12 protein-coding genes, 2 rRNA genes and 1 riboswitch (1 of these 15 running past the window's edge) are annotated in these 14,033 nt (G+C 41.2%); all 14 genes read left to right on the forward strand.

Translation table 11 applies throughout. The features are described from left to right. A 23S ribosomal RNA gene (locus tag LIS78_RS01400) occupies positions 1–1,637 on the forward strand (it extends 1,295 nt beyond the left edge of the window). A gap of 63 nt (positions 1,638–1,700) precedes the next feature. After that, positions 1,701–1,816: ribosomal RNA gene (gene rrf / locus LIS78_RS01405) — 5S ribosomal RNA — on the forward strand. 166 nt (positions 1,817–1,982) lie between these two features. Then, positions 1,983–2,183 (forward strand): NETI motif-containing protein, encoded by a 201-nt coding sequence (locus LIS78_RS01410; RefSeq protein ID WP_013055033.1) that lies wholly within the window; start codon positions 1,983–1,985, stop codon positions 2,181–2,183. A gap of 84 nt (positions 2,184–2,267) precedes the next feature. Further along, positions 2,268–2,369, forward strand: a riboswitch (purine riboswitch). A gap of 128 nt (positions 2,370–2,497) precedes the next feature. Next, positions 2,498–2,986: a 5-(carboxyamino)imidazole ribonucleotide mutase gene (gene purE, locus LIS78_RS01415; RefSeq protein ID WP_013055034.1), complete on the forward strand. Its 489-nt coding sequence runs from the start codon at positions 2,498–2,500 to the stop codon at positions 2,984–2,986. Continuing rightward, complete coding sequence (purK, locus tag LIS78_RS01420; protein WP_053488218.1) at positions 2,979–4,124, forward strand: 5-(carboxyamino)imidazole ribonucleotide synthase; 1,146 nt, start codon at positions 2,979–2,981, stop codon at positions 4,122–4,124. The genes purE and purK overlap by 8 nt, the downstream gene beginning before the upstream one ends. Continuing rightward, complete coding sequence (gene purB, locus LIS78_RS01425) at positions 4,121–5,413, forward strand: adenylosuccinate lyase (protein ID WP_013055036.1); 1,293 nt, start codon at positions 4,121–4,123, stop codon at positions 5,411–5,413. Before purK ends, purB begins: the two co-directional genes overlap by 4 nt. Before the next feature lie 74 nt (positions 5,414–5,487). Further along, complete coding sequence (gene purC / locus LIS78_RS01430; protein ID WP_028412531.1) at positions 5,488–6,195, forward strand: phosphoribosylaminoimidazolesuccinocarboxamide synthase; 708 nt, start codon at positions 5,488–5,490, stop codon at positions 6,193–6,195. 7 nt (positions 6,196–6,202) lie between these two features. Continuing rightward, positions 6,203–6,454: a phosphoribosylformylglycinamidine synthase subunit PurS gene (gene purS / locus LIS78_RS01435; protein ID WP_013055038.1), complete on the forward strand. Its 252-nt coding sequence runs from the start codon at positions 6,203–6,205 to the stop codon at positions 6,452–6,454. Beyond that, positions 6,451–7,137 carry a phosphoribosylformylglycinamidine synthase subunit PurQ gene (purQ, locus tag LIS78_RS01440; protein ID WP_013055039.1) on the forward strand — a complete coding sequence of 229 codons (687 nt, stop codon included), beginning with the start codon at positions 6,451–6,453 and terminating at the stop codon, positions 7,135–7,137. Before purS ends, purQ begins: the two co-directional genes overlap by 4 nt. Next, entirely contained in the window at positions 7,121–9,352 is a 2,232-nt protein-coding gene (gene purL, locus LIS78_RS01445) for a phosphoribosylformylglycinamidine synthase subunit PurL (protein WP_195781414.1), read from the forward strand. Before purQ ends, purL begins: the two co-directional genes overlap by 17 nt. Further along, positions 9,328–10,743, forward strand: a complete 1,416-nt coding sequence (purF, locus tag LIS78_RS01450; RefSeq protein ID WP_042992377.1) for an amidophosphoribosyltransferase — start codon at positions 9,328–9,330, stop codon at positions 10,741–10,743. The genes purL and purF overlap by 25 nt, the downstream gene beginning before the upstream one ends. 26 nt (positions 10,744–10,769) lie before the next feature. Beyond that, positions 10,770–11,807 (forward strand): phosphoribosylformylglycinamidine cyclo-ligase, encoded by a 1,038-nt coding sequence (gene purM / locus LIS78_RS01455; RefSeq protein WP_028412529.1) that lies wholly within the window; start codon positions 10,770–10,772, stop codon positions 11,805–11,807. Further along, on the forward strand, positions 11,804–12,382 hold the full coding sequence (gene purN, locus LIS78_RS01460; RefSeq protein WP_014461934.1) for a phosphoribosylglycinamide formyltransferase: 579 nt from the start codon (positions 11,804–11,806) through the stop codon (positions 12,380–12,382). The genes purM and purN overlap by 4 nt, the downstream gene beginning before the upstream one ends. Before the next feature lie 103 nt (positions 12,383–12,485). Beyond that, positions 12,486–14,024 carry a bifunctional phosphoribosylaminoimidazolecarboxamide formyltransferase/IMP cyclohydrolase gene (purH, locus tag LIS78_RS01465; RefSeq protein ID WP_013081443.1) on the forward strand — a complete coding sequence of 513 codons (1,539 nt, stop codon included), beginning with the start codon at positions 12,486–12,488 and terminating at the stop codon, positions 14,022–14,024. The last annotated feature ends 9 nt before the right edge of the window (positions 14,025–14,033 follow it).

The following is a 14,033-nucleotide window of genomic DNA, read 5'->3' on the forward strand; positions in this document are numbered from 1 at the left end:
AATGCCGGTATGAGTAGCGAAAGACAAGTGAGAATCTTGTCCACCGAATGCCTAAGGTTTCCTGAGGAAGGCTCGTCCGCTCAGGGTTAGTCGGGACCTAAGCCGAGGCTGAAAAGCGTAGGCGATGGCCAACAGGTTGATATTCCTGTACCACCTCCCCGCCGTTTGAGTAATGGGGGGACGCAGTAGGATAGGGTAAGCGCGCTGCTGGATATGCGCGTTCAAGCAGTTAGGCTGATGAGTAGGCAAATCCGCTCATCATAAAGGCTGAGCTGTGATGACGAGGGAATTATAGTACCGAAGTTCCTGATTCCACACTGCCAAGAAAAGCCTCTAGCGAGGCGGGAGGTGCCCGTACCGCAAACCGACACAGGTAGGCGAGGAGAGAATCCTAAGGTGATCGAGAGAACTCTCGTTAAGGAACTCGGCAAAATGACCCCGTAACTTCGGGAGAAGGGGTGCTCTGGTAGGGTGTATAGCCCGAGAGAGCCGCAGTGAATAGGCCCAGGCGACTGTTTAGCAAAACACAGGTCTCTGCGAAGCCGCAAGGCGAAGTATAGGGGCTGACGCCTGCCCGGTGCTGGAAGGTTAAGAGGAGGGGTTATCCTTTGGGAGAAGCTCTGAATCGAAGCCCCAGTAAACGGCGGCCGTAACTATAACGGTCCTAAGGTAGCGAAATTCCTTGTCGGGTAAGTTCCGACCCGCACGAAAGGCGTAACGATCTGGGCACTGTCTCAACGAGAGACTCGGTGAAATTATAGTACCTGTGAAGATGCAGGTTACCCGCGACAGGACGGAAAGACCCCGTGGAGCTTTACTGTAGCCTGATATTGAATTTTGGTACAGCTTGTACAGGATAGGTAGGAGCCTGAGAAGCCGGAGCGCTAGCTTCGGTGGAGGCGTCGGTGGGATACTACCCTGGCTGTATTGAAATTCTAACCCGCGGCCCTGATCGGGCCGGGAGACAGTGTCAGGTGGGCAGTTTGACTGGGGCGGTCGCCTCCTAAAATGTAACGGAGGCGCCCAAAGGTTCCCTCAGAATGGTTGGAAATCATTCGTAGAGTGTAAAGGCACAAGGGAGCTTGACTGCGAGACCTACAAGTCGAGCAGGGACGAAAGTCGGGCTTAGTGATCCGGTGGTTCCGCATGGAAGGGCCATCGCTCAACGGATAAAAGCTACCCGGGGATAACAGGCTTATCTCCCCAAGAGTCCACATCGACGGGGAGGTTTGGCACCTCGATGTCGGCTCATCGCATCCTGGGGCTGTAGTCGGTCCCAAGGGTTGGGCTGTTCGCCCATTAAAGCGGTACGCGAGCTGGGTTCAGAACGTCGTGAGACAGTTCGGTCCCTATCCGTCGTGGGCGTAGGAAATTTGAGAGGAGCTGTCCTTAGTACGAGAGGACCGGGATGGACACACCGCTGGTGTACCAGTTGTCTTGCCAAAGGCATCGCTGGGTAGCTATGTGTGGACGGGATAAGTGCTGAAAGCATCTAAGCATGAAGCCCCCCTCAAGATGAGATTTCCCATAGCGCAAGCTAGTAAGATCCCTGAAAGATGATCAGGTTGATAGGTCAGAGGTGGAAGCGTGGCGACATGTGTAGCTGACTGATACTAATCGATCGAGGACTTAACCAAACTTTTAAAAGCGTAAGCTTTACTCAGCAAACTGTTATCTAGTTTTGAGAGAGCAATCTCTTGTCTGGTGGCGATAGCGAAGAGGTCACACCCGTTCCCATACCGAACACGGAAGTTAAGCTCTTTAGCGCCAATGGTAGTTGGGACTTTGTCCCTGTGAGAGTAGGACGTTGCCAGGCCAATAAAAAGACTAGTCATTCAATGACTAGTCTTTTTTGTTTCTAAAAATTACAGCGTGAATTTAACTTTTAAATTATGTTACACTATAGTGGATTCATTTAATTTTTTAGTATAAAAGTTCTTTTTGACGTTGTAAGAAACTTCTTTCAAACTGGAGGCTGCATTTTGGGTAAGAAATCAAAAAAAGTACTATACGAATTACAGGAAAATGAAACAATCGCAAGTTGTTTAGATCGGATGAAAAAAGATGGGTATATGCCCGTTCGACGAATGGAAAAGCCTATCTTTGAAGAAAAAGAAATAAATGGTAAAAAAGAGTATATTCCGGTAAAGCAACAGATTGTTTTCGAGGGGAAAAGTCTCTAAATACGAACATTTTAATGATAAAAATAGTAAACATTCGATTTTCGGGTTGACTTTTTTCTGGTTTGGCTGTTATTATTAAGTTGTCAATTGAGATATCCGAAACCTCATATAATAGTGGGAATATGGCCCACGAGTTTCTACCCGATGACCGTAAATCATTGGACTATGAGGAGAGTACAATTACTAAATAGGTAAACATGATTCCTTTTCAAAAGGAATGTTGATACATGAAACCTAGGGTAGTTGTGGCTTTCCTTTAGTGAGCCATAACATACCCTAGGTTTTTTTATAACGTGAAAAAGGAGCTTTTATTCATGAATGTAAAAGTTGCTGTTGTAATGGGCAGTCAGTCAGACTGGAGCACTATGAAATATGCGTGTGACATTTTAGATGAATTAAATATTGAATATGAAAAGAAAGTTGTATCAGCACATCGAACGCCGGATTATATGTTTGAGTATGCTGAAACTGCTAAAGAACGAGGGATTAAAGTTATTATTGCTGGCGCTGGTGGCGCTGCTCACTTACCTGGTATGATTGCTGCAAAAACAATTTTACCTGTAATAGGTGTACCAGTTAAATCAAGTAACTTAAACGGTTTAGATTCACTTTTATCGATTGTTCAAATGCCAGGCGGCGTACCGGTAGCTACAGTAGCTATTGGAAAAGCTGGTTCTACGAACGCTGGGTTGCTAGCAGCACAAATCTTAGCAACACAGGATCCAACGTTAAGTGATCAACTTGAAAATCGTAGAGAGTCTATTAAATCATCTGTGTTAGAAAGTAGTGATCAACTTGTCTAATTTACTTATACCTCCTGGTAAAACAATTGGAATCGTAGGCGGTGGACAGCTTGGGAGAATGATTGCACTATCTGCTAAAGAAATGGGTTATTACATTGCAGTGCTTGAACCAACAGAAGATTCTCCTTGCGGTCAAGTAGCAGATATTAAAGTCATTGGCAACTATGATGATAGAAAAGCGGTTGAAAAGCTTGCTGAAGTGTCAGATGTCATCACCTATGAATTTGAAAACGTTGATGTTGAGATGATGAAATGGCTAGAAACAAAATGCTACGTGCCACAGGGCAGTCATTTACTAGCCGTTACACAAAATCGCCGTTTAGAAAAAGAAATGATTACAAAGCTTAATCTAGACGTTCCTGACTACGCAATCGTTACGACTGAAGAAGAACTTTTAAAAGCTGTCGAAACAATTGGTTATCCTTGTGTTGTAAAAACTTGCCGAGGCGGATATGACGGTAAAGGGCAAGTTCTAGTGAAAAATGAAAATAATATTCGTGAAGCAGCTGAGCTATTAGCGCAATCGGAATGTATTGTAGAACAGTGGATGAATTTAGATAAAGAAGTATCAGTTATTGTGCACCGCAATGCAAAAGGCGAAACGGTATGTTTACCAGTAGCTGAGAACATTCATAAGCATCATATTTTACACCAAACAATTGTTCCAGCACGTATTACAGCAGATCAAGAAGCGAAAGCTCTTCAATATGCACAAGAAATAGCAAAAGGATTAGATTTAGTTGGTACATTAGCAGTTGAGATGTTCCTAACTAAAGAAGGTCAGCTTTATATAAATGAAATGGCACCTAGACCTCATAATTCAGGTCATTATTCAATCAATGCTTGTGATCTTTCTCAATTTCAGCAGCATGTAAGAGCCATTTGTAACTGGACCCTAGCACAGCCAACTTTATTAAAACCTGCTGTTATGGTTAACCTATTAGGGGAACATATTGAGAACACAATGGCAAAAATCGAATGTTTAGATGATATGCACTTGCATTTGTACGGAAAAAAAGTTGCAAAAGAGAAGAGAAAAATGGGACATATCACGGTATTAGCTGATAAGATAGATGAGGCGATAGAAAAAGCCGAATCTCTAGGAATTTGGGAAAGAACGGAGGAAGTAACAACATGATTGAACGTTATACAAGACCAGAAATGGCAGCTATTTGGACAGAAGAAAATAAATTTAAAGCTTGGTTAGAAGTTGAAATTCTAGCTTGCGAAGCATGGTCAGAATTAGGACACATTCCGAAAGAAGATGTGAAGTTAATTCGTCAAAATGCATCTTTTGATATTAACCGCATCAATGAAATTGAACTAGAAACGCGTCATGACGTAGTAGCTTTCACTCGTGCAGTATCTGAAACGCTTGGTGAAGAGCGCAAGTGGGTACACTACGGTTTGACTTCAACTGACGTAGTTGATACAGCTCTATCTTATTTATTAAAGCAAGCTAATGAAATCTTGCTAAGTGACGTAGAGCGCTTTGTAGAAGTACTAAAGGAAAAAGCTCAAGAACATAAGTATACGGTTATGATGGGACGTACGCACGGTGTACACGCTGAGCCAACGACATTTGGTTTGAAAATGGGATTATGGTACGAAGAAATGAAGCGTAACCTAGAGCGTTTAAAACGTGCTGCAGCTGAAGTGGAATTCGGTAAAATGTCAGGAGCAGTTGGAACGTTCGCTAACATCGATCCTTTCGTTGAAAAATACGTATGTGAGAAGTTAGGAATTTCACCAGCACCAATCTCTACGCAAACATTACAGCGTGACCGTCATGCACACTATATGTCAGTACTAGCGTTAATTGCGACATCTATTGAGAAATTTGCAGTAGAAGTTCGCGGTCTTCAAAAGAGTGAAACACGTGAGGTTGAAGAGTACTTTGCAAAAGGTCAAAAAGGATCATCTGCAATGCCTCATAAACGTAATCCAATCGGTTCTGAGAACGTAACGGGACTTGCTCGCTTAATTCGCGGCTACATGGTTACAGCTTATGATAATGTACCGCTTTGGCATGAACGTGACATCTCTCATTCATCAGCAGAGCGTGTCATCTTACCTGATGCAACGATTGCTTTAAATTACATGTTAAATCGTTTTGCAAACATTGTTAAAAACTTAACAGTATTCCCTGACAACATGAAGCGCAACATGGATCGTACACTAGGATTAATTTACTCACAGCGTGTACTGTTAACACTAATCAATAAAGGCATGGTACGCGAAGAAGCATACGACTTAGTACAGCCAAAAGCAATGGAAGCATGGGAAACGCAAGTTCCTTTCCGTTCTTTAATTGAAGGCGAAGAGCGCATTACTCGCCACTTATCACCAGAAGAGATTGAAGATTGCTTCGATCATAAGCACCATTTAAAAAATGTAGATATGATTTTTGAACGTTTAGGTCTTTAATAAAAAAGGCAAGGCACGTCCTTGCCTTTATCTAAGAACGTGTATCTGAATATTCTGTATGTAGAGGTGACAGCATGGAAAAGCAAGAGTTACTTTATGAAGGAAAAGCGAAAAAAATTTACGCTACTGATGAGCAAGATGTATTGTGGGTTGCTTATAAAAATGAAGCTACAGCATTCAACGGTCAGAAAAAAGCAGAGATTAGCGGAAAAGCACAGTTGAACAATCAAATTAGTAGTTTACTATTTTCAATGTTACATGAGCAAGGGATTACAACTCACTTTGTGAAGCAGCTTTCAGATCATGAACAAGCGGTTAAGAAAGTAGAAATTGTCCCGCTTGAAGTTGTTGTACGAAATGCTACAGCAGGAAGCCTTGCGAAGCGAATTGGCGTAGAAGAAGGTATTCGTTTTGAACAGCCAATCGTTGAACTTTACTACAAAGATGATGCGCTTGGTGATCCATTAATTCTTGCAGAACATGCGATTTTCCTTAAGGCTGCAACTCAAGAAGAGATTGATAGTTTAAAGGCACAAGCACTTCAAATCAACGAAGTATTATCGAAATTTTTCAAAGATAAAGACATTTTCTTAGTGGATTTTAAATTAGAATTCGGCCGTACTTCTCAAGGCGACATTATTTTAGCGGATGAAATTTCACCTGACACTTGCCGCTTCTGGGATGTTCATACGAACGAAAAATTAGATAAAGATGTATTCCGCAGAGATTTAGGCGGTTTAACAGAAGCATACGAAAAAATCTTACAGCGAATCGGAGGATAACCCAACCATGTATAAAGTAAAAGTATTTGTCACATTAAGAGAAAGTGTATTAGACCCTCAAGGAGTAGCCGTTAAAAATTCATTGCACCGTATGTCTTATGAAGAAGTAGAAGAAGTACGCATCGGTAAATTTTTAGAGCTAACAATCGACAGCACAGATTCATTAGATGAACGCGTAAAAGAAATGTGTGAAAAGCTTTTAGTTAATACAGTAATTGAAGATTACCGTTACGAGGTTGAGGAGGTTGTCGTACAGTGAAATTTGCTGTAATTGTTTTTCCAGGATCAAACTGTGACGTCGATATGTATCATGCCATCAAAGATGAGCTTGGTGAAGAAGTAGATTACGTTTGGCACGATACAGAATCATTAGATCAATATGATGGTATCTTGCTTCCAGGTGGTTTCTCATATGGAGATTACCTTCGTTCAGGTGCTATCGCTCGTTTCTCAAATGTAATGGACGCTGTAAAAAAAGCAGCAAGCCAAGGAAAGCCAGTACTAGGTGTATGTAATGGATTCCAAATTTTATTAGAAGCAGGATTACTGCCAGGTGCTATGCGCCGTAATGAAAACTTAAAATTCATCTGTAAAACAGTGAATTTGAAAGTAGCTAATAACGAAACAATGTTTACAAATGCTTATGGCAAAGATGAAGTAATTGCTATTCCAGTGGCACACGGTGAAGGCAACTACTATTGTGATGAACACACGTTACAAAAATTGATTGAAAACAACCAGATTCTTTTCCAATACGCAGGTGATAATCCAAACGGAAGTCTTCAAGATATTGCAGGGATTACGAACGAAACAGGCAACGTATTAGGAATGATGCCTCACCCAGAAAGAGCGGTAAGCGATCTTTTAGGAAGCGCGGACGGACTTAAATTATTTCAATCAATCGTAAAGCAGTGGAGGGAACAAAATGTCGTTACTTCTTGAACCAAATGTAGAGCAAATTAAAGAACAAAAGTTATATCGAGACATGGGATTAACAGACGAAGAGTTTGCGAATGTAGAGCAACTGCTTGGTCGTACTCCTAATTATACAGAAACAGGCTTATTCTCTGTTATGTGGTCAGAGCACTGCAGTTATAAAAACTCTAAGCCTGTACTGAAAAAATTCCCTATCACGGGTGAAAAAGTATTACAAGGTCCTGGTGAAGGAGCTGGTATCGTTGATATTGGTGACAACCAAGCCGTTGTATTTAAAATCGAAAGTCATAACCATCCATCAGCAATTGAACCTTATCAAGGAGCAGCAACTGGTGTAGGTGGTATCATTCGTGACGTCTTTTCAATGGGAGCAAGACCGATTGCACTTTTAAACTCTTTGCGTTTTGGTGAATTAACTTCTCCAAAGGTTCGTCATTTGTTTGAGGAAGTAGTAGCGGGAATCGCAGGTTACGGTAACTGTGTAGGAATCCCAACAGTAGGCGGAGAAATTCAGTTTGAAGCTTCATATGAAGGAAATCCGCTTGTTAACGCTATGTGTGTGGGTTTAATTAATCACGAAGACATTCAAAAAGGTCAAGCTAAAGGCGTTGGCAACACGGTTATGTATGTAGGGGCAAAAACGGGCCGCGACGGTATCCACGGGGCAACATTTGCTTCTGAAGAACTATCTGATCAGTCAGATGAAAAGCGTCCTGCTGTACAAGTAGGAGATCCATTTATGGAAAAACTTCTTCTTGAAGCTTGCTTAGAACTTATCAAGTGTGACGCTTTAGTCGGTATTCAAGATATGGGCGCTGCGGGCTTAACAAGTTCTTCAGCAGAGATGGCAAGTAAAGCAGGTTCTGGTATTGAAATGAACCTTGATCTTGTACCTCAGCGTGAAACAGGTATGACACCATATGAAATGATGCTTTCAGAATCTCAAGAGCGCATGCTCATCGTTGTTGAAAAAGGCCGTGAAAATGAAATCGTAGAAATCGTAGAAAAATACGGATTAGAAGCTGTTTCAGTTGGTCACGTAACCGACGATAAGCGCCTTCGTTTAACTCATAACGGAGAAGTAGTAGCAGATGTTCCTGTAGATGCATTAGCAGAAGATGCACCGGTATACCACAAGCCATCTCAAGAACCAGCATACTATCGTGAGTTCCAAGAGCAATCAGCATATGCTCCTACTGTTGAAAATCACAGTGATATGTTAGTAACACTTTTAAAACAGCCTACTATTGCAAACAAAGAGTGGGTTTACAACCAATATGACTATCAAGTACGTACAAACACAGTTGTATCTCCTGGATCTGACGCGGCGGTTGTTCGTGTACGTGATACAAATAAAGCATTAGCGATGACAACAGACTGTAACTCTCGCTATTTATACCTAGACCCAGAAGTAGGCGGCCGTATTGCAGTAGCAGAAGCTGCTCGTAACCTTGTATGTTCAGGTGCACAGCCTCTTGCAATTACAGACTGCTTAAACTTCGGTAACCCTGAAAAACCAGAAATCTTCTGGCAAATTGAAAAAGCAACAGACGGTATGAGCGACGCTTGCCGTGAGCTATCGACTCCGGTTATCGGCGGTAACGTATCTCTTTACAATGAAACAAAAGGTGAAGCAATTTACCCAACTCCTGTTATCGGAATGGTTGGTTTGATCGACGATATCAACCATATTACAACTCAATATGCGAAGCAAAAAGATGACTTAATCTATATTATTGGTAAAGCAGAAGCAGAATTCGCAGGTACTGAACTTCAAAAAGTACTAGAAAACGGTACAGTATTTGGCCATTCACCTAAATTAGATTTAGCAGTTGAAAAAACACGTCAAGATCAGCTTCTTCAAGCAATTCGTGAAGGTGCAGTTCAATCTGCTCACGATATTGCAGAAGGAGGATTCGCAGTAGCCTTAGCTGAAAAAGTGATGAACGGCAGCGGATTAGGTGTGGACGTAACGGTAGATGGCGAAGCAACAGCAGAGCTATTCAGTGAAACACAATCACGCTTTATCGTAACGGTTTCTCCAGAGAATAAAGAAAAATTCGAAATGCTTGTACAAGATGCAACATTAGTAGGACGCGTAACAGAAGACGCAACATTAACTGTTAAACATCAAGAAAATGTTCTTGTTCAATTATCAGTTGAAGAATTAACTACTGCTTGGAAAGGAGCGCTTCCATGCTTGCTGAAATCAAAGGCTTAAACGAAGAATGTGGCGTATTCGGTGTATGGGGACATGAAAATGCAAGCCAGATTGCTTATTACGGTTTGCATAGCTTGCAACACCGCGGACAAGAAGGCGCTGGAATTGCTGTAACAGACGGTGAAAAAGTGACAGTAATGAAAGGCGTTGGTCTTGTTAACGAAGTATTTGGCCACGGAGAGTTAGAGCAATTAAACGGTAAAGCAGCAATTGGACACGTTCGTTATGCAACAGCTGGAGGCGGAGGGTTTGAAAATGTTCAACCCCTTCACTTCCGCTCTCATAGCGGAAGCATTGCGTTAGCTCATAATGGAAACTTGGTTAATGCAAATGCATTAAAGCATCAGCTAGAAAACCAAGGGAGTATTTTTCAATCAACATCTGATACAGAAGTACTGGCTCATTTAATTAAACGAAGCGGCTATGAAGATATGAAAGATAAAGTGAAAAATGCTTTATCAATGGTTAAAGGCGCATACGCATTCGTTATTTTAACAGAAGATACGATGATGGTTGCACTTGACCCTCACGGACTGCGTCCGTTATCAATTGGACGATTAGGTGATGCTTATGTAGTAGCTTCCGAAACGTGTGCGTTTGATATTGTTGGAGCAGTTCATGAGCGTGATGTAGAGCCTGGTGAATTACTCATTATTAACGATGAAGGTATTCAATCAGAACGTTTCACATTAAACGTAAACCGTGCCATTTGCAGTATGGAATATATTTATTTCTCAAGACCAGATAGTAATATTGATGGAATCAATGTTCACTCTGCTCGTAAAAACCTTGGGAAACAACTTGCAGTTGAGTCACCGATTGAAGCAGACGTTGTAACAGGCGTTCCGGATTCAAGTATTTCAGCAGCGATTGGTTTTGCAGAACAGTCAGGGATTCCATACGAATTAGGTTTAATTAAGAATCGATACGTAGGCCGTACATTCATTCAGCCTTCACAAGAATTGCGTGAACAAGGTGTAAAAATGAAGCTGTCTCCCGTACGTAAAATTGTAGAGGGTAAACGTGTTGTCATGGTAGATGATTCTATTGTTCGCGGCACAACAAGCCGTCGCATTGTTCGTATGCTTCGAGAAGCAGGAGCAACTGAAGTACATGTACGCATCAGTTCACCACCTATTAAAAATCCATGTTTTTATGGAATTGACACGTCGTCGTCCTCTGAGCTAATTGCTGCTACGCGCTCTGTTGAAGAAATTCGTGAATTGATTGAAGCTGATTCACTTGTTTTCTTAAGCAACGAAGGGTTAGTAGATGCAATCGGCAGACAGTATGAAGGCAACGGCGGACAGTGTATGGCATGTTTCACTGGAAAGTATCCAACTGAAATTTATCCAGATACTGTACACCCTCATGAAAAGGTAACTTGTTAGTTTTAACGTAAAAAAGGAGTGACAACATGTCATATTCATATAAACAAGCTGGAGTTGACTTAGAAGCAGGATATGAAGCTGTTTCACGTATTAAAAAGCACGTAGAACGCACTGCTCGTGCAGGTATTATGGGAACAGTCGGCGGCTTTGGCGGAATGTTCGATTTATCTACATTGAATTTAAAAGAGCCTGTTCTTGTTTCTGGTACAGATGGAGTAGGAACAAAATTGAAACTTGCTTTTCAAATGGATAAGCATGACACAATCGGTGTGGATGCAGTGGCCATGTGTGTAAACGACGTTTTAGCACAAGGAGCAGAGCCTCTTTACTTCTTAGATTATATTGCTTGCGGGAAAGCAGTTCCTGAAAAAATTGAATCGATTGTAAAAGGAATTGCAGACGGCTGTGAACAATCCAACTGTGCGTTAATTGGCGGAGAAACAGCTGAAATGCCAGGTTTATACGAAGAAGATGAATATGATCTTGCAGGGTTTACAGTAGGAGCAGTAGAAAAGTCAGAAATTATTACTGGAGATGAGATTAAAGCTGGACAGCTGTTGATCGGTATTTCATCTAGCGGTATTCACAGCAACGGCTACTCTCTTGTACGTAAAATCGTTGATGATCAAGGATTAAATCTTCACGAAACTTACGCTGGTTTTAATGAAAAGCTCGGAGTTGAGTTATTAACGCCAACAAAAATATACGTGAAGCCGGTCCTAAAAGCATTACATGCAGCTAAGATTGCAGGTATGGCTCATATTACTGGAGGCGGATTTGTTGAAAATATCCCTCGTATGCTTCCTGAAGGTTTAGGTGTAGAAATCGATTACGGTTCTTGGCCAATTCCATACGTGTTTGATTTCCTTGAAGAGCAAGGCAAGCTGGACCGTAAAGAAATGTTTGAAGTATTCAACATGGGAATCGGATTTGTTTTAGCTGTTGAACCTGAAGATATGAATAAAGTCATTGAAGCAATTGAAAACGAAGGCGAAAAAGCATTTGTTATCGGACGTGTAAAAGAAGGAACAGGTGTTGAATTTGCTGGAGGGACGTTTGCATGATAAATATTGCAGTGTTTGCTTCTGGAAACGGCAGTAACTTTCAATCCATCTACGAAGCAACTCAGTCAGGTCGATTAAAAGCAAATATTGCGCTTGTTGTTTGTAATAAACCGGATGCATACGTAATTGAACGAGCAAAAGCATGTGGAATACCATGCTTTGTTTGTTCGCCTAAAAACTATGAAAATAAAGAAGCGTATGAAGCAGCAATTCTTGCAGAGCTTACATCAGCTAAAGTAGAATTTCTTGTTTTAGCAGGATATATGCGATTAGTTGGTTCGACGTTGCTTAAGCCATACAAAAATCGTATTGTTAATATTCATCCGTCGCTTTTACCTGCATTTCCTGGGATTGATGCTATTGGTCAAGCTTTTGATGCAGGAGTAAAAGTGATTGGAATTACCGTGCATTTTGTAGATGAAGGAATGGATACAGGACCAATTATTGATCAGCAGGCTATTCGCATCGAAAAAGGCGATACAAGAGAAACAGTTGAGGCCCGTATTCATGAAATTGAACATCAATTTTATCCCGCGGTACTGAATGAATTATTTGAACAAGCCGCAGTTAAATAAATAGGATGTAACCTTGTCAAAAAAGTTTTAATCCTTTACTATGGTAGAGTAGTAGTGAAAGAAAGATTTTAAATGAGAGATCGGATCAGGAGGAGTTTACAAAATGACAGCAAAACGCGCACTTATTAGCGTATCTGATAAAGAAGGTATTGTTTCATTTGCACAAGAACTAAAGGACTTAGGAGTAGAAATTATTTCAACTGGCGGTACAAAACGTACCCTAGAAGAAAACGGCATTGACGTTATCGGAATTTCTGAAGTAACTGATTTCCCAGAAATTTTAGATGGCCGTTTAAAAACGTTGCATCCTAATGTTCACGGTGCTTTATTAGCGTTACGCGATAATGAAGAGCATCAAGCACAAATGAAAGAGCATAATATCTCGCCAATCGACTTTGTAGTTGTAAACTTATATCCATTTAAAAAGACAATTGAAAAAGAGGATGTAACGCTTGCTGAAGCGATTGAGAATATTGACATCGGTGGACCTACAATGCTTCGTTCAGCTGCGAAAAACTATCGTTCTGTCTCAGTTGTAGTAGATCCAAGCGATTACGCAACCGTAGTAGAAGAGCTAAAAGCTGATGGCAATGTTTCATTTGAAACCAATCAACGATTAGCAGCAAAAGTATTCCGTCATACGGCAGCTTATGATGCATTAATCGCTGAATACTTAACAAACATTACAGGTGAAACAACTCCTGAGAAATTAACAGTAACGTATGAGCGTGTTCAAGGCTTACGATACGGAGAAAACCCTCACCAACAAGCTTCTTTCTATAAAAAGCCGTTAACACAAAAAGGTTCTATTGCAACAGCTACGCAGCTGCATGGAAAAGAGTTATCATACAATAATATCAACGATGCAAATGCAGCTCTTCAAATCGTAAAAGAATTCAAAGAGCCGGCTATCGTAGCGATCAAACATATGAATCCTTGCGGTGTAGGTGTGGGTGAAACAATTGCTCAAGCTTATCAAAAAGCATACGAAGCGGATCCTACATCTATCTTTGGCGGCATCGTAGCAGCTAACCGTCCTATCGACCGTGAAACGGCTATTCAGTTAAAAGAAATTTTCTTAGAAATCATCATTGCTCCTGCGTTCGATCAAGAAGCATTAGATGTATTAACAGCTAAGAAAAACCTTCGTTTACTAACGATAGAGCTTGATGAAAAAGCAGAAAAAGAAGCATTCTTAACATCTGTAAAAGGCGGCGTGCTCGTTCAGGATGAAGACGTGTTCGGATTTGATGATGCAACAATTACTGTTCCAACGAAACGTGAGCCAACAGAAAAAGAGTGGGCAGATTTAAAATTAGCATGGAAAGTTGTTAAAAATGTTAAGTCTAATGCTATTGTACTTGCAAAAGATGACATGACAATCGGCGTAGGGGCTGGTCAAATGAATCGCGTAGGCGCTGCAAAAATTGCGATTGAACAAGCTGGTGAAAAAGCACAAGGTTCAGCTTTAGGTTCAGATGCGTTCTTCCCAATGGGCGATACAGTAGAAGCAGCAGCTAAAGCAGGAATCACAGCTATTATTCAGCCAGGCGGATCAATTCGTGATGAAGAGTCAATTGCAAAAGCAGATGAATACGGTATTGCAATGGTATTTACAGGCGTAAGACATTTTAAACATTAATGAGGTGAA

This window comes from Priestia megaterium (assembly GCF_023824195.1).
Classification (GTDB): domain Bacteria; phylum Bacillota; class Bacilli; order Bacillales; family Bacillaceae_H; genus Priestia; species Priestia megaterium_D.

What these genes read in the sequence shown, in the direction of transcription:
- purN (WP_014461934.1), top strand. Translation starts at nt 11,804, where the DNA reads ATGATAAATATTGCAGTGTTTGCTTCTGGAAACGGCAGTAACTTTCAA.
- purE (WP_013055034.1), top strand. Translation starts at nt 2,498, where the DNA reads ATGAATGTAAAAGTTGCTGTTGTAATGGGCAGTCAGTCAGACTGGAGC.
- purH (WP_013081443.1), top strand. Translation starts at nt 12,486, where the DNA reads ATGACAGCAAAACGCGCACTTATTAGCGTATCTGATAAAGAAGGTATT.
- purF (WP_042992377.1), top strand. Translation starts at nt 9,328, where the DNA reads ATGCTTGCTGAAATCAAAGGCTTAAACGAAGAATGTGGCGTATTCGGT.
- purC (WP_028412531.1), top strand. Translation starts at nt 5,488, where the DNA reads ATGGAAAAGCAAGAGTTACTTTATGAAGGAAAAGCGAAAAAAATTTAC.
- purB (WP_013055036.1), top strand. Translation starts at nt 4,121, where the DNA reads ATGATTGAACGTTATACAAGACCAGAAATGGCAGCTATTTGGACAGAA.
- purS (WP_013055038.1), top strand. Translation starts at nt 6,203, where the DNA reads ATGTATAAAGTAAAAGTATTTGTCACATTAAGAGAAAGTGTATTAGAC.
- purM (WP_028412529.1), top strand. Translation starts at nt 10,770, where the DNA reads ATGTCATATTCATATAAACAAGCTGGAGTTGACTTAGAAGCAGGATAT.
- purL (WP_195781414.1), top strand. Translation starts at nt 7,121, where the DNA reads ATGTCGTTACTTCTTGAACCAAATGTAGAGCAAATTAAAGAACAAAAG.